Here is a 20,017-nt window from a genome sequence, read left to right on the forward strand (position 1 = left end):
TACGCTACCGCCGGCTCCGCCGGTGTCTCTGCGCGTGAGCCGCCCGCGCGCCCAACGATTCGGTTCTCCGATGAACGCGAGGGCATCCGGCAATTCCGACTTCATCCCCGCGGCGTATTCCGCGCGGTTTACGCACTTTTTCGCCAAGTACGTCCGGCGCATGGTCCGCAAGAAGTTCTACGCCGTGCGGATTCTGCCCGAGCATGCCTCGGCGCTCGCGGACTTGAATCAGCAAGTGGGTCCGGTCCTCGTGTTGCTCAGTCATTGCTCCTGGTGGGATCCTCTTCTCAGTTTGGCGCTCCATTCTCATTTCACACCCGCGCGCGAACCCATGGCTCCGATGGATGCCTCGCAACTGCGAAAATTCGGCATCTTCAAGCGCATCGGAATTTTCGGCATCGACCCGGATGAGCCCAAAAGCCTCGAGAAGATGAGTGCGTACGTCGCGGCTCGATTCGCTACCAATCCGCTCTGCACGCTCTGGATCACGCCCCAAGGCCGGTTCACCGATGTGCGTGCGCCGATCGAGATTCGCCCCGGCGGCGCCGCCATCGCGGCAAAGACCGCGGGGATCGTGGTGCTGGCGCTCGCGATCGAATACGCCTTCTGGACCGATCAGAAGCCTGAGGTCTTCGTCGGATGGAGGCCGGTCCATGTGCCTCCCGGCCGCGAAAACTCGACGCCTGCGTGGCACCGGGCGATTCTTGATTCCATGAAGGAAAACAACCGGTTGCTGTCGGAAGCGGTCATTTCGCGCGACCCGGCAAAATTCTTGCCGGTCTTTGACTCCGGGCCCGCTCCGTCGACGAACTGGTGGTACGACAGGTGGCTTCGTTTGCGTGGCCGTTCTTCCAGAGTGGAAGACCGGCACTTTGCCCATTCCCGAGTCTCTGCCGGCGAGGCAGTTCCCAAAGGCGCTTCTTCTCCTCAGCCATGAGCATCCTCGCGATTATCCTTTGCGTCTCCTTTGCGTTCGCCGCCCTCGCCCTCGGGCTGACTCTTGTCAACATGACTATCTACGCGAAGCCTCCGAGCGCCGTTTCTTCCGGCCCATTGGTTACGGTGTGCATCCCGGCACGCAATGAAGAGGAAAACATCGCCGCGTGTGCGAAGTCCGTACTCGCCAGCGAGTACGAAAACATCGACGTGCTCGTCTACGACGATCAGAGCACCGATCGAACACCCGCAATCCTGCGCGAGCTGATCGCATCCGATCCGAGAGTTCGTGCGGCCGAGACGACTTCACTCCCGGCGGGGTGGAACGGCAAACAGCACGCGTGCTGGCGGATGGGGCAACAGGCACGCGGCGAGTGGATGATCTTCACCGACGCCGACGTGCGCTTCGAGCCCTCGTGCATCGGCCGCGCGCTCGCTTCCGCGAACCAGAGAAAGGCCGCCCTCCTTTCGACATTCCCGCGCCAGATCACCGGCTCTCTTTCCGAAGATCTCGCCGTCCCGATGATCTTCTTCATGCTTTTTTCGTACCTTCCGATGCCCATGATGCGAATGGGAAATTCGCCCGCGGCATCCGCCGGTTGCGGCCAGTTCCTGATGGTCAGGCGCGACGCGTACGAAAAGTCCGGCGGTCACTCTGCGTTCAAGGACTCCATGCACGACGGCGTCAAAATGCCGCGTGAAGTGCGCAAGGCCGGATTCCACACCGATCTGTTCGACGGAACCGAACTCGTCAGTGTCAGGATGTATCGCGGCCTGAGTCAGACTTGGCGAGGCTTTACGAAGAACGCTTACGAGGGCATCGGGTCAATCGGGCTTCTGCTCTTTTTCACGATCGTTCACCTGGTCGCGCACGTGCTGCCCTGGTTCATCGGTCTCGTCGCGATCGACCGCTGGTTGTCGGGCTCGTTGACACCCGATTGGCGCGCCGCGGGAGCGTTGGCGACCGTGTGCGTTGGATTGAACCTGTTGCAAAGACTCATTCTGTCCGTTCGATTCCGGCAGGGCGTCGCCGCAGTCGTGCTTCATCCGGTCGGCGTCGTCTTTATGACCGTCATCCAGTGGTACAGCCTGTACTTGGCCCGCACAAACCGCCGGGCTTGGCGGGGCAGGGTCGGGGTCGCGGCGGCCGGCTGACCGTCTTTCCGAACAGATTTCGTTCTTTTGCTGCAATCGACGTCCCCCGCCGGCGTGAATCTCTCAATTACCGCGGAGAAAACGCATGGGCGGAACAGCTTTCTATCGGGCGCGGGCATTCTCGTCGATCTCACTTGTTCGCACGAACAGCTTCGCGACACTCGCCGCGCTCGGACTGCTCGCGGCGGCCGCACAGGCCGCGCTCCCGCCGGTTCTCGTTCCGCCCGAAAACCCGATCACCGAGAACAAGCGCGTCCTCGGCAAGATCCTCTTCTTTGAAGAACAGATCTCGACCAGCACCGTCGTTTCGTGCGCATCCTGCCATGTGCCATCAAGCGGCGGAGCGGACCCGCGCGTCGCGGCACACCCGGGGCTCGACGGTATCATCGGGACTCCCGACGACATCCAGGGTTCACCGGGCGTCATCAAGGCCGACGATTTCAACAGCTTCGAGTTGGATGCGCTCTTTGCTCTGCGCGCTCAAGTGACCAATCGCGCCGCGAACTCCAACATCAACGCGGTCTACGCGCCGGATCTTTTTTGGGATGGGCGAGCCAGCACGACGTTTACCGATCCGGAGACCGGTCAAATCGCGATCGCGGCCAACGGCGCGCTCGAAAGCCAGTGCGTGAATCCGCCGGTGAGCAGCGTCGAGATGGCGCACTCCGCAATGGACTGGTCGGGAATCGAAAAGCGCCTGCAACGCGTGAAAGCGCTCGATCTCTCGACAAACATCCCGGCCGATGTTCAGGCCGTGCTGAATACAACGCGCTCCTATCGCGAGCTGTTCCGGCGCGCTTACGGCGACGAAGCGATCAGCTCGAAGCGCATCGCGTTCGCGCTCGCGACCTATCAGCGCACGCTCATTTCCGATCAGACTCCGTGGGATGCTTTTCAGGCGGGCAGTCTCAATGCGCTCACGCCCAATCAACAGCAGGGTCTTCAGGCCTTCTTGAGTGTCGGTCCAAACGGCACCAACTGCACGGCTTGCCACGTGCCCCCGATGTTCACGAATAACACCTTCCGCAACCTCGGCCTGCGCCCTATCGCCGAGGACAACGGCCGCCAGTCCGTGACCGGCGACGTGAACGACCGCGGCAAGTTCAAAGTGCCCGGCCTGCGCAACGTCGGCCTGAAGCGGACCTTCATGCACAACGGGCAGTTCACGAATCTGAATCAGGTTCTGGGCTTCTACGCCGGCGCCCGCATCGTCAATCCGAACCCCGACAACCGCGATCCGGTGCTGAACCAGATCAACCTGCCGCCGCCCCCGGCGCCGGTTCAGGCGCAGATCGTTGATTTCATCGCAAACGGCCTGCTCGATCCGCGCGTGCGCGATCAGGCGTTCCCGTTCGATCGCCCGGCGATCTTCACGAGCCCGGGACGCGCCGCGAATCAGGCGACAGTGCAGCCGGGGACGGGCGTTGCCGGAACGAACGGCGTGCCGCGCATCGTTGTGCAGGCAGCACCGATGGTCGGCAATCGCGATTTCAAAGTGGGGCTCGACGGCGCGAAGACGGGCGCCACGGCCCGCCTCGGAGTCTCCACCATCGGGCCACAAAACGGCCGCATCACGCCGCAGTCGTTCTTTGCTGACATCATGGTGGGCGCGAGCGGCGCCACATCGGGCGTGGCGACGCAGTTCTGGCCATTGCTCGCCGGAAAAGTGAGCGCGGGGCAGGTGCTGTTCGCGCAGTGGTTTGTGGATGATGCCGCGGCAATTGGCGGACAGGCGCTCTCGACTGTGATCCGCATCCCGATCTTCTGCGGCAGCGCGGGCTGCCCGAGCGTCTGCTCGATGTCGGACTTCAACGGAGACGGGTTCGTCGACGATTCCGACTTCGTGCTCTTCGCCGGCGCGTACAACGAACTTGTTGTGCCGCAGGCGAACGTGCTCGGCGATCTCAATGCCGATTCGCTCGTGGACGACGCGGACTTCACCGCGTTCAGCAACGCCTACGACACGCTGCTCTGCTCCTGAGCCGGCCGAAACTGGGCTTTAAGATGTCCTGCCGCGGACGGTGGGACAGTTTCTTTTCTGGGAGCGGGGTAGCGAGCGCGCGTGCAAAGGCCGGCTCACGAAGGCATCAGATCGGCGCGAGTTCTTCGAGATCGCATCGGCGGGTGAACTTTGACCGAGATTCTCGGACTCGGCTGTCGGCCGAGCCGATCGTGGCTCGATCCGTGTGCATCGGGCGGATTGTGGTGTAAAGTAAACGAGCAGGATTCGACTTTGCGGAGGTTGTTATGCGCGCTTCTGGACTTCGGTTGGCGGGGTTGATTGCCGCGGCGAGCGCGGGTGTCGCGTCGCAAGCGAGCGCCGATCCCAATCTCATCAACAACCCGGGCGCCGAAGCGGGATCAATCGGCACGGTGATTCCCGGCTGGAACACGACCGGAACATTCGAGGTTGTTTCATACAGCGCAGGAGGCGGTTTTCCCACCATCAACGATCCGGGTTCGCCCACCCGCGCCAGCAAGTTCTTTGCCGGAGGGGTTTCGAGTCCGGAGGCCAGCGCGTATCAGACGATCGTACTTTCGGCATTTGCTCCTGCCATCGACACCGGAACACAGAGCTGCACGCTCTCCGGCTGGCTTGGTGGATTCTCATCGCAGGACGACCATTGCGATGTGTTCGCGACGTTCTACAGCGAACACGGCGATCTTCTCGGACAACAGTCGATCGGCGGCGTGCTAGCGGCGCAGCGTTCGGGGCAGACGGGCATGCTCTTCCGCACAAGCAGCGGCGTGATTCCCATCGGGACGCGCCAGGTCCTGATTCAGGTTCGCATGACGCGCACCGCGGGCACATACAACGACGGCTACGCCGACGATCTCTCGTTCACGCTCGGCGCCGCCTGCCCGTGCGACCTCAACGGCGATGGGCTGGTCGAAGATTCGGATTTCACGCTCTTTGTCGGCGCGTACAACATTCTCGACTGCGCCGATCCGTCGATGCCCGCGGGCTGCCCGGCCGACTTCAATCACGACGGCTTGGTGGACGACACCGATTTCACTGTCTTTGTCGGCGCATACAACGCGCTGCTCTGCCCGTAAGGCACCGGAGCACTCCCACTCGCGCGGACTCTCACACCTGCACCGGCTCGAAATGAATATCCGCGCCATCGAACCGCGCGAAGTACGCCTCGATGTTGGCGAGCGAAGTCACCCGGTGCACAAACGCCGCGGCACGCACCAGATCGGCCTTCTGCACCAGCTCGAGCCGGGGCTCTTTCAACTCGAGCCGGTTCACATAGAACGCGCACCCCTGGTGCGCGATCAGCACGATCCGCTTGAGCTTGTGCACCTGCACCAGAAACTGGAGCTCATCGACAACGCCCTGCTCTTCCAAGGTCGCCTGCCGGTGCCCCGCGATGCACGCCGCACCGCCGGGCAGACACAGGCGGTCGTAGCGCGGGAGGCTCAGCCCGTTCTGCAAGAAGTCGTCGAAGTGCTCGCCGAGGCGGCCGTCGGAGCAGTACATCGCCGCGGCATGTATGCGGGAGGAGTCGTACCGGAGTGAAGATTTGTACGCCATCTTCGTTGATGCTACCCGCTCTCGAACATCCGCACAACGGTCGCAGGAGCCAATAAAACGCGGCGGCGTCCGCTGCCGCGGCCTTCGCATGCGAACCCCACGGCAGATTTTGGGAACTCTCGTCCGCAATCGTGCGGATGACTTGGGGCGCTCGCCATTGGGAAAAGGGTGTGAGCGGAGCGCAAAGACCCGGCAAAGCGGGGCCGGGCAACAAAGCCAAACCGGTGCGTCGGACGCCTCGCGGCATCCGGGCGCTTTGCTCGAAGGGGACAGCGGAGTAGTTTCATGCAAATGCGCACATTGGGGTCGGTGCTCGTTTTCGCGTTCGGCATGTGCGGACAAGCCCTCGCCGCGGATTGCGGCGGACAGTGGCTTCCCGGATACGGCGTGGCGGGTGTCAATGGCTCAGTCAACGCAATGACGCTTTGGGATCCGGATGGCGCTGGGCCGCTGCCCGAGGTGCTCGTCATTGGCGGCAGTTTCTCAATGGTCGGCGCCACGAGCGCCAAAAACCTCGCAATGTGGGATGGCCAGCACTGGTCCGAGATCGGCGGCGGAGTTGGAAGCACGGTAAAAGCGCTCGCCGTCTATCAGGGCAAGCTGTGTGTCGGCGGGAGCTTCACGACAGCGGGCGGGGTCGCCACGGGTCGGCTCGCGGCCTGGGATGGCGCGACATGGACCGGAGGCGGAACGGAACCCACGACCACGATCAACGCGCTGCAGGTATTTCAAGGCGAGCTTGTTGCCGCAGGCGGATTCGTGCTGTCGGGCGCGGGAACGCCGATCGCAAAGTGGAATGGTGCGTCTTGGAGTTTTCTTGGCGCGAATTCGGCCATCGGGAGCGGAATCAACGTGCTGACCGTCTTTGAAGGAAAGCTGATCGCAGGCGGTTCATTCACGACTGCCGGAGGCAACCCCGCAGGTGGGATTGCTTCGTGGGACGGTGCGTGGACCGCACTCGGCAGCGGCGTGAACGCGACAAAAGCGGTTCGGGCGCTCGTCGTCTATGGCGCCGAGCTCTATGCCGGCGGAAACTTCACTGCCCTCGGCGGTACCGACGCGAGGTTTCTCGGAGTGTGGGACGGAACGCATTGGGAAGCCACCGGAATGCCGGTGAGCACAGTGGGCGGAAACTCCCTTGGTGTGAATGCGTTCGCAGTGTTTGAAGGCAAACTGATCGTGGGCGGAGATACTCTTAATTCTCGCATCAACGCCTGGGATGGTGCTTCTTGGGGCACGCTTGGTCAGTGGACCGAAGGCGTCGTGTTCTGCCTTCAACCGTTCAACGGCTCGCTATTTGGGGGAACCGACGGAAGCTATCGAACCGAACTTGGGCGCGGAATCATCCGGTACGACGATGGCGCGTGGAGCGCGATCGCGATCGGGTTCGACGACAGCTTGAGTGCGATCGCGTCATTCGACGACAAGCTGATGCTCGCGGGGCAGTTTGATCAGGTTGCCGGGTCAGTCATTCGCGGGTTTGGACAATGGGATGGGGCCGCTTGGACGACGGTGGGATCGAACGCACCCTACGCCGTTCAAAGCATGCGAACGGTGAACGGAAGCCTCTACACGAGCGGCCCATTTAGCGGAATTGCTGCGTGGAACGGTAGCGCGTGGGCTTCGGTTTCGGGATTGGCGAACAGCCTGGGCGCGGTGCTCAGGCTGTCGGAGTATCAGGAAGAACTGCTGGCGGTCGGACGGGTGCAACTTTCGGGAGGATCGGGTGGTCCCGTTGCCGCCTGGACCGGATCTCAGTGGAAAACTTTCGGGACCGATTTGACTGGGGAAGCTTTGTCCGCAGTCCAGTACGAGGGCGATCTGGTAGTGACTGAGTCGAACTTCATGAGACTGAGTTCTGATCCCACAGCCCGCGGCATCTTTCGATACGACGGCAGTGCCTGGCATGCTTGGCCGGTCAGTCTTTCCTTCACCGGCTATCTGGCCGTTTACAACGGAAAGCTCATGGTCGGCTCAAGCAATGTTCGGAGCATCGATGGTGTGAGCTACGGCGCACTCGCGCAGTGGGAAGGTGACCACTGGGCAAGCGTCGGAGGCGGTGTCTCGGGCGTCGGTTTGAGCAACGCAGGCGTTCGTGTGCTGAAACACTACAAGGGAGATCTAGTTATTGCCGGCACGTTCAATCTTGCCGGAAGCGTTGTGGTGAGCAACATCGCTCGATGGAATGGCGTTGAGTGGCGATCGATGGGCACCGGGCTGAGCGGCGGTCCCGTTGTCGACGTTCAAGAGTTTCAAGATGAACTTGTTGCCATCGGAACGTTTGTCCGCGCCGATGGCCGGCCCTCCGCTTACTTCGCGCGCTGGACCGACAACCCGACGCCGTGGGTCGCGGTCGATCCGCAATCGCGCCCGGTGAATCAGGGTCTGACAGTGACTCTCAAAGCAGCCGCGGCGAGCGGGTACTCGAGCGTCACCTACAAGTGGCAGCGCAACGGCGCGGACATCGCTGACGGCTCCGGCGGCGCATCGTCCGGCGGCGGCGCGGTCAGCGGTGCATCGGGGTCGCTCGTTTCTCCGAGCAACGGTTCAAACGTCACGCTCACGATCACGAACGTGCAGGCTTCGGATTCGGGCAGCTACACAGTCGAGTTCGACAACACCTGCAACTCGGCAACGAGTGCCGCGGCGGACATCTCGGTTAATAGCTGTCCGGGCGATCTCAACGCCGATGGCTTTGTGAATGACGAAGACTTCTCGCTCTTCGCCGGCGCGTACAACCTGCTTGTCTGCGAAGACCAGGCGATGCCAGAGTGGTGCCCGGCGGACCTCAACGGCGACGACCTCGTGGACGATCTTGATTTCCAGATATTCGTCGTTGCATACGACCAGCTCGTCTGCGAGTAGCCCGCTGATAACCGAACCACGCAATTTCGAATGTCGGCAGGAACCCCGAGCGCGAATCGGCGAATAATCTCCGTCGCGACCGGAGGGGCGGCCGTCGATGGATCTCTTGCGGGTGCGGGAGAACGTGACACGGCGAGAAAGCGGCGAAGGGGGCTCTATGGAGCTGATGGTTTGCGTGCGCCTTGCCGTGTTCGGGGTTTGCTTCGGTGCAGTCTCTCACTTTGCGGCGGGCCAATGTTCCCAGGTTGTCGCGGGCGAAGCTTCTCCGGAACCTGTTTCCCCTTATGCCTTCGCGTATTGGGACTCGGATGGCGCCGGTCCTCTGCCCGCACAGCTCTGTGTCGCGGCAAGCTTTGGCTACACCGGAGACAAGGGAGTATTCCGGTGGAACGGGCAGCGATGGGAAACCATCGGCCAGAGCTTTAATGGAAGCGTCTTTGCGCTTTCGGAGATCAATGGCTCGCTCTACGCGGCGGGCTCTTTCACCAAAGTGGGCGGCCAGGATATTTTGCGTATCGCGCGCTGGGATGGCGCGGCGTGGGTCGGGATTGGAGCGGGGTTCGACGGGAACGTCTATGCCTTGACAGAATTTCGGGGCGAACTTGTGGCCGCGGGCGCTTTTGCCAATTCCGGCTCGATGGCCGTGAGGCGAGTTGCGGCATGGAACGGAAGCGAGTGGCGCTCGCTCGCACCGAACACCGGCTCGGCAATCATCAACAGCTTGCGTCCTTTCGGCCAGCTGCTCATCGCCGGCGGAAGTTTCACGTCGATCGATGGCGTGAGTGCCCGAAATGTCGCGGCATTTGACGGAACGAGCTGGAAGCCCCTCGGCGCCGGAGTGTCTGGTGACGTGCGGGCGCTCGGCGAATTTGCTGGAAAGCTCGTCGTGGGCGGCTTGTCCGGTGGAGGGCCTGCACCGGCAGTGCGAATGTGGGACGGAACCTCTTGGATGATTCCGGAAAGTTCGTTCCTGACAGGTCAGGTGAACGCGCTGCACGTGATGGGCGGGCTGCTCTATGCGGGGGGAAGTCGTCTTTCGCTGTACCACTCCACGGAACCGGTGGACGGAGTTGTCGTGTGGGACGGCGTCGGATGGTCGCCTGTCGGCGGCGGAGAAACCGGTCTCGGCGACGACGGTTCCGCCGCATACGGAGCTTCCTGTCTGAGCGAACTCGACGGACAGATTGTTGCTGGCGGACTCTTCGTCCCGTCGTATGCAGGGCACATCACACGATTCACAGGATCGGAATGGGTTCCGGTCTCGGACGCTCTTTTTGGCAACGTCCGCACGATCATGGGTTACAACGGTCGTTTCGTAGCTGCGGGCGATTTCATTCGCATCGGCGGCGAGCGCACAAACTACATTATGTCGTGGACCGGCGCCGGATGGGAAGGACTTGGTGCGGGACTTCGGGGCTCGGTGTCCGCCGCAACCGAGTACAACGGTCAATTGGTCGTCAGCGGCGGCGTGCCGCGCGAGTTGCCCGCCAATTCCGGATCTGTCTCAGCCTGGAACGGCAACTCATGGCAATCGGTCGGAAAATTCAGCGCGGGCACTCCGCAGGTATTCACCGAATACAACGGTCAACTGATCGGCGCCGGCGGCGTTTCTCAAGGCGTTACTGCTTGGAATGGGTCTGCATGGAGCGGGCTAGGCTCTGGAGTCTCGGTCGGGACCTCCGACTACATTCGCGCTGCCCAGTCGTTTTCAAGCCGGCTCATCGTCGCGGGCAAGTTCACGGTGGCAGGCGGCGTGCCTGTTAACAACATGGCGGCGTGGGACGGATCAACATGGTCGCACGCGGGTGGCGGCGTCGTTGGTTTCGTGAATTCCATGGTTGTTTGGAATGGAAAGCTAATCGTCGGCGGCCAGTTCACGTTCGCTGGCGATACACCGGTCGTCAACGCCGCGGCATGGGACGGAACAGGCACGACGTGGACTCCCATGAATCAAAGTTCGACGGTCTCGAAACTGATCGTCTACCAAGGCGACTTGTTGGCGCAGGTGAGCGGCCAATCTCTGCTCAAGAAATGGAACGGGAGCGGATGGGAAGATTTTCCGTTTGATCCGGCGGGGACCGCGATCGGCGTGATGGGAGGAGAGATCGCCGCCGCGAATCTTGTCGGCGGCCAATTGATCCGGCCGCATGTGCTCCCGCGCTACGTGAGCGGTTCTCCCGTGCTCCCCACTCAGCCGCAGGATCCGCTCGCGTACTGCGGTGCGCCGGCGAGCATGTCGGTGATTGTGGACAACGTCGGCGATAACACGCCTTCCTATCGCTGGCGCCGCGGCAGCACGCCGATCTTCGACGGTCCGACCGGAACGGGTTCGAATCTTGTCGGAACGGGCACCCCGTCGCTCACGATCGAAGACATCGGTGCAGCCGATGCCGGTTCGTACGACGTCGAGGTTACAAACTCGTGCGGGTCGATCATCAGCGACGTCGCCGAGGTCACGCCGAATTGCTGCCCCGCAGACCTGACGAGCGATGGCTTCGTGGACGACGGCGATCTCGCGATGTTCGCCTCGTCATACAACGCAATGCTCTGCGCTGAAATCCAGCCGCCCTGCTTCGCCGACTTCAACCGCGACGGCGTTGTCGATGATCTCGATTTCCAGGTGTTTGTCCAGGGTTACAGCCAGATGGTGTGCGAGTGATCGAGTTCTTGGGACAGTCGCTCGGCTTGGTTTGGAACGGGGCTTCCTTCGGCGACTCCGATCGTTCGGTATCCGCATGCTAAATTGTCGTGATGCGCTCCCAAGAATTTGTGGCGTCGTCGGTACGCCACTCCAAAGACCTGCTCAAGCGTTACCTCGTCAAATTCGACGACTCGAATCACACGCGGACGGCGCCAGGCTGTCCGAATCATTTGGCGTGGTGCCTTGGACATCTCGCTCTGACGGCTTCGCGGTTTGCGGAGTGGCTGCCGCGCGGAAATCAGAATGGCGGCGCGTTGCCGGTTTCAGATTTCATCGTCGATGCCAAGTCCGGCGATGAGAATCGATTCGGCACCGAGAGCATTTGCTTCGGGAGCGATCCGAATTCGCCGGGAGTCGTTTTTCCAACGTTCGCGAGGTGCGTGCAGATCTTCGAAGCCGCGACCGAACGGCTGGCCGCAGGGGTCGAGCAATTGAGCGACGCCGAATTGGTCGCGCCTGTGCCGATGTTCGGCGGAAAGATGACCCCGCCTTATCTCCTGGCGGCACGGGCGATTTATCACGTCGGAATCCACAACGGACAAATCGCCTATCTCCGCCGGGAGATTGGACTTGGGAGCGCGCTCGGATAGCGCTTGAATTTTAGATGTCTGTTTGGTATACTGTGAGTCGGCTCGGACCTACCCGGGTGTTTGCGAACCCCCGCGCGCCCGCCGGTCGCGGCTATCATTCCCCCCTTCATTCCGGCCACACCGGGTGAAGGCGTCGGTGGCTCATCCATCCTTCCAGGGTGTACGGGCGTCGGCGGCTGGTGCGCCACCGTAGCTCAGTGGTAGAGCACTCCCTTGGTAAGGGAGAGGTCATGGGTTCAAGTCCCATTGGTGGCTTTGGAAGCAGGCACTAGGCACTGGGCCCTAGTGAAAAGCGGCGGTCGCTCGAAAGGGTGACTCGACTGGATTCGTGCCGGAGCGCGTCATTGGGAGATCGGTTCTCGAAAGAGACCGGTCGGCGCGGGACGGTGAGATCGCCTGTGTGTTGTGCGCCGTCTGACGCTCGCCTCGGCTCAGGGCCCTGGCTGGAGAGTGTTCGACAACGGCGGCGTGAGCACGCTCGCGAATTGTCCACGGAACACGCGCAAACGTGCAGCCCGTGGGTGGAGTTCTGTCATGGCAAAGGGCGTCTTTACTCGTACCAAACCCCACGTGAACGTCGGCACCATCGGTCACATCGACCACGGAAAGTCGACTCTCACCGCTGCCCTCTCGGCCCGCTCCGCGGCCAAGTTCGGCGGCGAAATCAAGTCGTACGCCGACATCACCAAGGGCGGCACCGTTCGCGACGCGAACAAGACCGTCACCATCGCCTCGTCTCACACCGAGTACGAGACCAACAAGCGGCACTACGCCCACGTCGACTGCCCGGGCCACGCCGACTTCGTCAAGAACATGATCACCGGCGCCGCCCAGATGGACGGCGCGATCCTCGTCGTCTCCGCCGCCGACGGCCCGATGCCGCAGACCCGCGAGCACGTTCTGCTCGCGCGTCAGGTCGGCGTGCCGCACATCGTCGTCTTCCTCAACAAGGTCGATCTCGTTGACGATGCCGAACTCCTCGACCTCGTCGAGCTCGAAGTGCGCGAACTCCTGAAAAAGTACGGATTCCCCGGCGACACCACCCCGGTGATCCGCGGCCAGTCGAAGCTCGCCGTCGAGAACCCCAAGGACGACAAGGCCTGCAAGCCCATCGATGATCTCTTCGATGCGATCGACAGCTTCATCCCCGAGCCGCAGCGCGAAGTCGACAAGCCCTTCCTCATGAGCGTCGAAGACGTCTTCTCGATCAAGGGCCGCGGCACCGTCGCCACCGGTCGTATCGAGCGCGGCATCGTCAAGGTCGGCGACACCTGCGAGATCGTCGGTCTCCGCCCCGAGACCAAGAGCACCGTCGTCACCGGCGTCGAAATGTTCAACAAGACCCTCGACAGCGGCCAGGCCGGCGACAACGTCGGCGCCCTGCTCCGCGGCGTCGAAAAGAACGACATCGAGCGCGGCCAGGTGCTCTGCAAGCCCGGCTCGATCAAGCCCCACACCAAGTTCAAGGGCGAGGTTTACGTCCTCACCAAGGAAGAGGGCGGACGCCACACCCCGTTCTTCAGCGGCTACCGCCCGCAGTTCTACTTCCGCACGACCGACGTCACCGGCACGACCAAGCTGCTCGGCGGCGCCGAAATGTGCATGCCCGGCGACAACATCACCATGGAAATCGACCTGATGGGCAAGCCCGTCGCCATGGAAAAAGGCGTTCGCTTCGCCGTTCGTGAAGGCGGCAAGACGATCGGCTCCGGCGTCGTCACCGAGATCATCGAGTAAGCAGCCGTCAGCCAAAAAGCAGGCTGATGCGAACCTAAAGTAACCCCCTGCGGCAGAGGCGAAAACCTCTGCCGCGGCTTGATCGGAAAAGAAAGGCAGAAGTTGTCATGGCGAAGAAGAAATCGATGGCCCGCGAGTTCCTTTGGCTTCAGTGCAAGGAGACGGGCGACCTCAACTACCGCACCAGCGTGAACACCAAGGGCGGCATGCCCGAAGGCCTCAAGGAAGGCCTCATGAAGTACTCGCCCCGTCTGCGCAAGCACACGATGCACAAGGTCAAGAGGAAGTAAGTCGTTTGGCGACCGCCAACCGGCCGCGCCGAGCGGGTGCGACCCGTTCCTCGTTCAATTCTTGATCGCTCATCTCAGGAAGCTTGTGGCAACGAACGCGAACAATCAGAACGGGACACCGGGCGCGCAACGCAACGGCGATGTCTCGGGCAGTACGGCGGTAGCTCAACTGGTAGAGCAGCGGATTCCAAATCCGCAGGTTGCGGGTTCAAGTCCCTCCCGCCGTGTTATGGAATCCGAAGCCGGTTCTTCAGCGTTTTATAAGTCCGGGCAGGGCTTCTGGGTGCGCTGGATGACCGCCGCCCTCTCCGGTTTGCTCGTCGCCGCGGGCGCCGGCTGGCTCTGGCAGCAGCTCGCGATCGTCAGCCTGCCCACGCCCACTTGGCGGATGACCGTCCGCGACGCCGGATTGGAAATCCAACCCGGGCAGCAGATCGAACTATTGACCAAGGGCGCTCACGAAGGCGACTACATCAAAATCGGTTCCGCCACCGCCAAGACTTGGGAGACTCTGACCAAGTCTCAGCATCAGCTCGTCGCCGGCGACATCACGATGGACGGGACTCAATCCCCGTCCGACACGCAGGGAATCCGCAACACCGCGAAGCCCGAGCGCGTCCTGCTGCTCGAAGGAAGAGCCGGCGGCATCCCGATCTTCCAGCGCGTCTACCTCCAGGCGGGCGGCGCCGGCTTGTTCCTGATCGGCGGCGCCATTCTCATTTTCTGGATCGTCGGTCTCAAGCACCGCACCGTGGATTTCCTCATCGCGACCGATGCGGAAATGAAGAAGGTGAACTGGTCGACCCGGCGCGAGATCACCATGCAGACGCAGGTGGTCATCGTCGCCTTCTTCCTGATCGCGGCGCTGATCTTCGCGATCGATTACGTCTTCCAGGGCATCTTCCGGTTGCTGCACGTCATCCGTCTCGGTTGAGCGCGGACGGGCTCGCACACCCGAGTTTCTCGTTGCCGACGCCGATCATGCACGCGGTGCGATGACCGCCGCCATGCGTCCGGTGTGGCCGTTGTCGCGCCGGTGGCTGAAGAACAGGTCCTTCCGGCCGAACGTGCAGAGCGCGATCGTTTCGATCTGTTCAACGCCCGCCGCCGAAAGCTGCATCGCCAGCGCCGCCTGAAGATCGACATATCCCTTCGATTCCGGATTCGCAGCTTCCACAACGCGGCAGGGCGATCGCTGTCCGAACACCCGCGCGAATTCGCGCACAACCTCCGGACCGACCTCAAAGTGTTTCTGCGAGATACACGGCCCGATCGCGGCGAGGATCCCGCGCGCTCCGAGCGCGCGCATCGCACCCACCGCACTCGCCGCAACCCCCGCGATCACGCCGCGCCATCCCGCGTGCACCGCGCCGACAATCCGTCCGTCCCCGCTCGCAAGTAGGATCGGTGTGCAGTCCGCAGTGCGCACACAGAGCACGCGCGCCGGGTCATCCGTCACGAGCGCATCGGCCTTGGTGTCGCGCGTCTCACCTGTGACGGGATCGGGCGATCCGGTATGCGCCGCAAGCCCCGGACGCACGACATGCGTCTTCCCTCCGTGCACCTGATACACCTGCACGATTTCCTTCTCAAAGACTTCCGTCACGCCCGCCAACTCGAGCAGGATCTCGAGATTGCGTTCGATGTTCGCGGGCGGGTCGCGCCGCTCGCGCGGCAAGTCCGACGGGTTCCCGAAATTCAGCGAATCGAAAATGCCGGTTGAAATTCCGCCCCGCCGCGTCGAGAATGCGTGCGCCACGCCGAGCTCGCGCAAGCGCGAGTTTGTGAGCTGTAAATCCGACCTTGCGGCATCGATCGTCACTTTGAACGGTATCGGCTCGCCATGCGAGAGAAGTCGATGCGAACCCCGCCCGCACGGAAAATCCGCGCGATCTCGACCCGGTCGACGCTCTATTCTGTTGGCAGGGCGCTGCGAGAGCGCAGGGGTTCTCAATGACCGAGAGACCGACTGATCCCGAAACCAGGACCGCCTCGTTTGGGGCGGGAGATACTCTCGCGCAGCCCGCGACCCGCACGCTCGAGATCGGCGAGAAGCCCGGCGACTCGGTCGGCCCGTTCAAATTGATCAGCGTGCTTGGCGAAGGCGGCTTCGGGGTCGTCTGGCTCGCCGAGCGCCGCGAACCGATCGTGCAGCGCGTCGCGATCAAGGTCATCAAGCCGGGCATGGATTCGCGCGAGGTCGTCGCGCGCTTCGAACAGGAGCGCCAGGCCCTCGCCGTCATGGATCATCCGAGCATCGCCAAGGTGCTCGACGCCGGCGCAACTCCTTCAGGTCGTCCGTACTTCGTGATGGAGTTCGTGAAGGGTGATCCGATCACAACATTCTGTGACAAGAACCGCCTCTCGCTCCGCCAGCGTCTCGAGCTCTTCCTTCCTGTGCTCGATGCGGTCCAGCATGCCCACAGCAAGGGAATTATCCACCGCGATCTCAAGCCCAGCAACGTGCTCGTCGCGAGCTCGGAAGGCTCCGAGCACCCCGGCCTGCCCAAAGTCATCGACTTCGGGATCGCCAAGGCCGTGAGCCACGTGCTCACCGACAAAACGCTCTTCACGCAACTGGGCCAGATCGTCGGCACCCCCGAGTACATGTCGCCCGAACAGGCCAATCTTACCGGCATCGACATCGACACGCGCACCGACGTCTACTCGCTCGGCGTCGTGCTCTACGAGTTGCTCACCGGCGTTCTGCCCTTCGATCCGCGCGATCTCCGCAGCAAGGGCTACGAAGAAATCCGGCGCATCATCCGCGAGGTCGATCCGCCGAACCCGAGCACGCGTCTCGGAACCATGATTGCCTCCGGCCAGGTCGCCGCGGCACAAACACTCGCCGAGAAACGCGGCATCCGCACCTCCGAACTCGAACGCGCCCTCCGCTCCGAACTCGAATGGATCCCGCTCAAGGCCATGCGCAAGGAGCGCGAACGCCGCTATTCGACTCCCTCCGAAATGGCACAGGACATCCGCAACTACCTGAGCGACCGTCCGCTGATGGCCGGGCCGGAGTCGCGCCGCTACCGCGCCCGCAAGTTCGTGAGCAAGCACCGCGCAGGCGTCGGAGTGGCCGCGCTGATCGCCGTGGTGCTCGTCGGCGCCACCTATGTGAGCGTGCGGTTCGGCCTTTCCGAAAAACGCGCCCGCGAAGAAGCGCAGACCCAGCGCGAGATCGCCGAGGAAGTCAACCGCTTTCTGAACGAGGATCTCTTGCTCTCCGTCGACCCCGAAGTCGGAGGAATCGATACCAAGGTCATCGAACTCATCAATCCCGCGGCAGACTCCCTCACCAGGCGCTTCGCCAATCGCCCCGCCGTTCTCGCGCGTCTGGCCTACAGCCTCGGCGCCGCGTATCTTGCGCTCGGCGCACCGGAAGAAGCAGCGCCCCTGCTCGAACTCGCCTCAAAGACCAACGCCGACGGGCTCGACGACGCATTCCGATCCGAAGTCGGCGCGAAACTGACCGAGGCGACGTACCGGTTGAAATCAGACGAATCCGCGGAAACCGCGGTCAAGCTCGCGCGCGAACGCTTCGATGCCGCGCTGAAGTCGTTCGGCCCCGATGACAAAAAAACGATGGACGCTGAAAACCAGCTCGGCGGAGCGCTCAAAGCGGCCCGCGACTACGCGGAAGCGCGCAGGGTCTATCAGGACGTGCTCGCGCGCCGGCGAAAAGCCTTCGGTGACAAGGATGTCGATGTGCTCATCACCCGCCACAACCTGAATCTCATCCTGCTCCAGGAGGCCCGCGCCAAACGGAGCGAAGACAAAGAAGCCGCGAAAAAGTTGTTCGACGCGGCACTCGCAGATCGGCGCGAAGTCTCGCGTGCCACCGAGGCCGCGCTCGGTTCGGTTCACCCGCAAACGCTCGCGACCCTGGCGGAAGAATGCGGCCTTCTCGCCGAGAGCGGCAATCCGGACGAAGCGATCGCGCGATACCCCGCGATCATCGAGCGCGAGCGCAACGTACTCGGTTTCTCCCACTGGCGCACGATCGAGACAACCGCCCGTTACGGCGCCGCGCTCAAGCGCGCGGGAAATCTCCCCGACGCGATCGACGAACTCAATCTCGGTCTCGAGGGCACGCGCTCGGTCCGCGGCCCGCTCTTCGGCGACACCTTCGCGATCACCGATTTCGTCGTTTCATGTCTCGAAGAATCGCAGCGTTTCGACAAATCCGAAGCGCTGCTCCTCCGCGCGTACGAGGATGCCAAGAGCGCCGAAGACGCAGACGTCGCTTCGGAGCGTGCCACCAAGCTCGCGTCGTTCTTCGAACGGCGCAAAGACGTGGAAAGGGCGCAGCGGTGGAAGAAAATCGCGGACGCCGGCACGAACTAACGTGGAGTGGGGCGAGACTTCGCCGCGGCGTGGCTCAAGAGCGCACCGCGCGATGCCTTTCGCTCTGCTCTCCCAGTCACTCCGTCTCTTCTCGTTCTCTTCTTCCCCCTCCGCGAAACTCCGCCAACTCCGCGCCTCCGCGTTCTCTTCGTTCACGGGCACACCAGCGCGTTGTACGCCGGCACAAAGAGCACAAAGTCCGCATCATCCACCACGCCGTCACCGTTGAAATCCGCTGGGCATCCCGCCGGCATCCCGGGCAGATTGCACCCCAGAATGTTGTACGCCGCGGCAAAGAGCGAGAAGTCCGCATCATCCACGAACCCGTCGCCGTTGAGATCACCGGTGCACGGCGTGGTGAGCTTCAATTTCCAATCGGCGACCGTGCCGGCGCATCCTGTCGCCGTGAACTGGTTGTACCACTCCGAGACCACGCTGAAACTGAACACATCCGCGCGGCCGGACGCAACGCCGAAGCGCACGCGATACGTCCCCGGCGTGAGTTTTCCCGCGTTCGCCCCGGTCGGGGTGATCGAACCCGTGATCGCCTGGAATGTCACCGGCGTAAACGGGGTGGTCGTCCCGTTGACCAATGTCCGGCTCTGGTTCACGATCGAGTATTTCGCCGCTTGTGTCAGCGACAGCACGACCTCGGATTGCGTGTACGCCGCCGTGTACCCGAACTCCGAGATGTGGGTCGCCGTGCCGCTGAGAGCAATGACAGTCTCGGTGTCGGTGTTGGTCATGTCGAGACTGGCCGATGCGGTGCCGCCGAAGCCCCCGCCGGTCGATCCGCCGCCTGATCTTTTGGTTGTCGTAGAGACCGGGCTCTGCTGCGCCAGCGGCTCGGGAAATCCCGCGCCCGTCACCGAGCCGGAGGTAAACGACGCGGTCACGGGCGAAGCGTGGGCAAGAAAGCCGAGCGCGGATATTCCGGCAGACGCCCAAAGCGTGCGAATCTTCATGTGGTTCCCCCTCTTCTCTGGATTCCGTTCGCCGCACGGGCCCGAGTGCACCGGCGACGGCAGGATTATTGATCCGGCCAATGCCGAGCGTCGGATGCCAGGATTCCACGGTCGGTATTGACCATTGTGATGCGAAAGCCCGCTCCGAACGGTGTCAGTTCGCCGTCAACTTGGACAGAAACACTGCGAGTCGCCCAAGCGCCTGCTCCGCCGCTCGCGCATCGCACGATCGTCTCCAAAAACAAGCCAGGCTGCCGTCCTGAAGGGACCAGCCCTCGTAGCTGGGCCGCCTCACCAGCCATTCTCGTAGGGAATCTCCCAACAAGCGGCTCACCACCAACGGCGAATCTGAAGCGAGACTTGCATTCTTCGCGAAACCGTCCACATCCGACGCAGCGAGTCGCTGCGAGAACAGCTGGGAAATCGGACGATGCATAAAGCCCTTTGCGGGTTCGAGACGGAAATCGGGCCAGTCTCGAGCGAACGGCGCTTCCACCTGGAAAAACCGGCAGGTCTTTGCATTTCGACCACGACCTATGTCGTACTCGAATTCGGCCACTCTGAGCGGAACTCCGCGCCAATCGGCTTGCAGTTCGAACGCAACGTGAAAAAAATGATGATTCGGTTCGGGAGAATAGTGCAGCCTGCCATCTCGTGAATCCGAGAACCCGAGGTGGTTCAAGCGGGCCTTGACATCGTTGAGTCGGCGGCGATTGAGAATGGACTCCGCCCACATCCAGGCAAACGCCATGGCAAGCACAGGCACTACGGAATAGAGCTTCGTCTGTCCTTTCGGCAAGTTCATGCGCAGCAGAAACAGCATGGACGCAACGAACAAAGCGACAAGTATGCCCCGGACAAGCCACTTCATGGATGAATCGCAACCCGGC

Annotated in this window: 15 protein-coding genes and 2 tRNA genes; 13 read left to right on the forward strand and 4 right to left on the reverse strand. The window is 62.4% G+C overall.

The features are described 5' to 3' along the window. Positions 1-70: 70 nt before the first annotated feature. The 4 genes from KF691_02065 (at position 71) to KF691_02080 (ending at position 5,148) form a co-directional block, all read left to right on the forward strand. Entirely contained in the window at positions 71-937 is an 867-nt protein-coding gene (locus tag KF691_02065; GenBank protein MBX3388223.1) for a lysophospholipid acyltransferase family protein, read from the forward strand. After that, on the forward strand, positions 934-2,091 hold the full coding sequence (locus KF691_02070) for a glycosyltransferase (protein ID MBX3388224.1): 1,158 nt from the start codon (positions 934-936) through the stop codon (positions 2,089-2,091). The genes KF691_02065 and KF691_02070 overlap by 4 nt, the downstream gene beginning before the upstream one ends. 85 nt (positions 2,092-2,176) lie before the next feature. Beyond that, positions 2,177-4,072, forward strand: coding sequence for a hypothetical protein (locus tag KF691_02075; GenBank protein ID MBX3388225.1), 1,896 nt, complete (start codon positions 2,177-2,179; stop codon positions 4,070-4,072). A gap of 266 nt (positions 4,073-4,338) precedes the next feature. Beyond that, a complete protein-coding gene (locus KF691_02080; protein ID MBX3388226.1) occupies positions 4,339-5,148 on the forward strand; it encodes a hypothetical protein in 810 nt (269 codons plus the stop codon). Between the two features lie 31 nt (positions 5,149-5,179). On the opposite strand, the gene KF691_02085 is transcribed toward KF691_02080, so the two are convergent. Continuing rightward, positions 5,180-5,629, reverse strand: coding sequence for a hypothetical protein (locus KF691_02085; protein ID MBX3388227.1), 450 nt, complete (start codon positions 5,627-5,629; stop codon positions 5,180-5,182). A gap of 285 nt (positions 5,630-5,914) precedes the next feature. Between KF691_02085 and KF691_02090 the strand changes: the two genes are divergently transcribed. The 8 genes from KF691_02090 (at position 5,915) to secE (ending at position 14,746) form a co-directional block, all read left to right on the forward strand. Beyond that, complete coding sequence (locus tag KF691_02090) at positions 5,915-8,494, forward strand: immunoglobulin domain-containing protein (protein ID MBX3388228.1); 2,580 nt, start codon at positions 5,915-5,917, stop codon at positions 8,492-8,494. Positions 8,495-8,651: 157 nt separating this feature from the next. Continuing rightward, positions 8,652-11,153 carry a hypothetical protein gene (locus tag KF691_02095; protein MBX3388229.1) on the forward strand — a complete coding sequence of 834 codons (2,502 nt, stop codon included), beginning with the start codon at positions 8,652-8,654 and terminating at the stop codon, positions 11,151-11,153. A 92-nt stretch (positions 11,154-11,245) separates the two neighbouring features. Then, positions 11,246-11,785 carry a DinB family protein gene (locus KF691_02100; GenBank protein MBX3388230.1) on the forward strand — a complete coding sequence of 180 codons (540 nt, stop codon included), beginning with the start codon at positions 11,246-11,248 and terminating at the stop codon, positions 11,783-11,785. Between the two features lie 183 nt (positions 11,786-11,968). After that, a tRNA-Thr gene (locus tag KF691_02105) sits at positions 11,969-12,040 on the forward strand. Positions 12,041-12,319: 279 nt separating this feature from the next. Further along, a complete protein-coding gene (gene tuf / locus KF691_02110) occupies positions 12,320-13,522 on the forward strand; it encodes an elongation factor Tu (protein ID MBX3388231.1) in 1,203 nt (400 codons plus the stop codon). A gap of 107 nt (positions 13,523-13,629) precedes the next feature. Then, positions 13,630-13,812, forward strand: coding sequence for a 50S ribosomal protein L33 (gene rpmG, locus KF691_02115; GenBank protein ID MBX3388232.1), 183 nt, complete (start codon positions 13,630-13,632; stop codon positions 13,810-13,812). Positions 13,813-13,966: 154 nt separating this feature from the next. Next, positions 13,967-14,039 (forward strand) — tRNA-Trp (locus tag KF691_02120). Between the two features lie 65 nt (positions 14,040-14,104). Then, positions 14,105-14,746, forward strand: a complete 642-nt coding sequence (gene secE / locus KF691_02125) for a preprotein translocase subunit SecE (protein ID MBX3388233.1) — start codon at positions 14,105-14,107, stop codon at positions 14,744-14,746. A gap of 45 nt (positions 14,747-14,791) precedes the next feature. On the opposite strand, the gene pgeF is transcribed toward secE, so the two are convergent. Then, on the reverse strand, positions 14,792-15,634 hold the full coding sequence (gene pgeF, locus KF691_02130; GenBank protein MBX3388234.1) for a peptidoglycan editing factor PgeF: 843 nt from the start codon (positions 15,632-15,634) through the stop codon (positions 14,792-14,794). A gap of 131 nt (positions 15,635-15,765) precedes the next feature. Here pgeF and KF691_02135 point away from each other — a divergent pair, with 131 nt between their 5' ends. After that, the gene (locus tag KF691_02135; protein MBX3388235.1) at positions 15,766-18,162 is read left to right on the forward strand and encodes a serine/threonine protein kinase; all 2,397 of its coding nucleotides are present in this window, start codon (positions 15,766-15,768) and stop codon (positions 18,160-18,162) included. Positions 18,163-18,314: 152 nt separating this feature from the next. Here KF691_02135 and KF691_02140 read toward each other — a convergent pair whose 3' ends face one another. Together KF691_02140 and KF691_02145 are read right to left on the reverse strand one after the other, a co-directional pair. Continuing rightward, a complete protein-coding gene (locus tag KF691_02140; GenBank protein MBX3388236.1) occupies positions 18,315-19,127 on the reverse strand; it encodes a hypothetical protein in 813 nt (270 codons plus the stop codon). Positions 19,128-19,281: 154 nt separating this feature from the next. Then, positions 19,282-19,998, reverse strand: a complete 717-nt coding sequence (locus KF691_02145; GenBank protein ID MBX3388237.1) for a hypothetical protein — start codon at positions 19,996-19,998, stop codon at positions 19,282-19,284. Between the last annotated feature and the right edge of the window lie 19 nt (positions 19,999-20,017).

The organism is Phycisphaeraceae bacterium, assembly GCA_019636555.1.
In the GTDB taxonomy this organism is placed as follows: Bacteria; Planctomycetota; Phycisphaerae; order Phycisphaerales; family UBA1924; genus JAFEBO01.

Coding starts and splice junctions, on each gene's coding strand:
- KF691_02145 (MBX3388237.1), bottom strand. CDS start 19,998: ATGAAGTGGCTTGTCCGGGGCATACTTGTCGCTTTGTTCGTTGCGTCC.
- KF691_02135 (MBX3388235.1), top strand. CDS start 15,766: ATGACCGAGAGACCGACTGATCCCGAAACCAGGACCGCCTCGTTTGGG.
- KF691_02090 (MBX3388228.1), top strand. CDS start 5,915: ATGCAAATGCGCACATTGGGGTCGGTGCTCGTTTTCGCGTTCGGCATG.
- KF691_02140 (MBX3388236.1), bottom strand. CDS start 19,127: ATGAAGATTCGCACGCTTTGGGCGTCTGCCGGAATATCCGCGCTCGGC.
- KF691_02080 (MBX3388226.1), top strand. CDS start 4,339: ATGCGCGCTTCTGGACTTCGGTTGGCGGGGTTGATTGCCGCGGCGAGC.
- KF691_02075 (MBX3388225.1), top strand. CDS start 2,177: ATGGGCGGAACAGCTTTCTATCGGGCGCGGGCATTCTCGTCGATCTCA.
- KF691_02085 (MBX3388227.1), bottom strand. CDS start 5,629: ATGGCGTACAAATCTTCACTCCGGTACGACTCCTCCCGCATACATGCC.
- KF691_02095 (MBX3388229.1), top strand. CDS start 8,652: ATGGAGCTGATGGTTTGCGTGCGCCTTGCCGTGTTCGGGGTTTGCTTC.
- KF691_02070 (MBX3388224.1), top strand. CDS start 934: ATGAGCATCCTCGCGATTATCCTTTGCGTCTCCTTTGCGTTCGCCGCC.
- KF691_02100 (MBX3388230.1), top strand. CDS start 11,246: ATGCGCTCCCAAGAATTTGTGGCGTCGTCGGTACGCCACTCCAAAGAC.
- tuf (MBX3388231.1), top strand. CDS start 12,320: ATGGCAAAGGGCGTCTTTACTCGTACCAAACCCCACGTGAACGTCGGC.
- rpmG (MBX3388232.1), top strand. CDS start 13,630: ATGGCGAAGAAGAAATCGATGGCCCGCGAGTTCCTTTGGCTTCAGTGC.
- KF691_02065 (MBX3388223.1), top strand. CDS start 71: ATGAACGCGAGGGCATCCGGCAATTCCGACTTCATCCCCGCGGCGTAT.
- secE (MBX3388233.1), top strand. CDS start 14,105: ATGACCGCCGCCCTCTCCGGTTTGCTCGTCGCCGCGGGCGCCGGCTGG.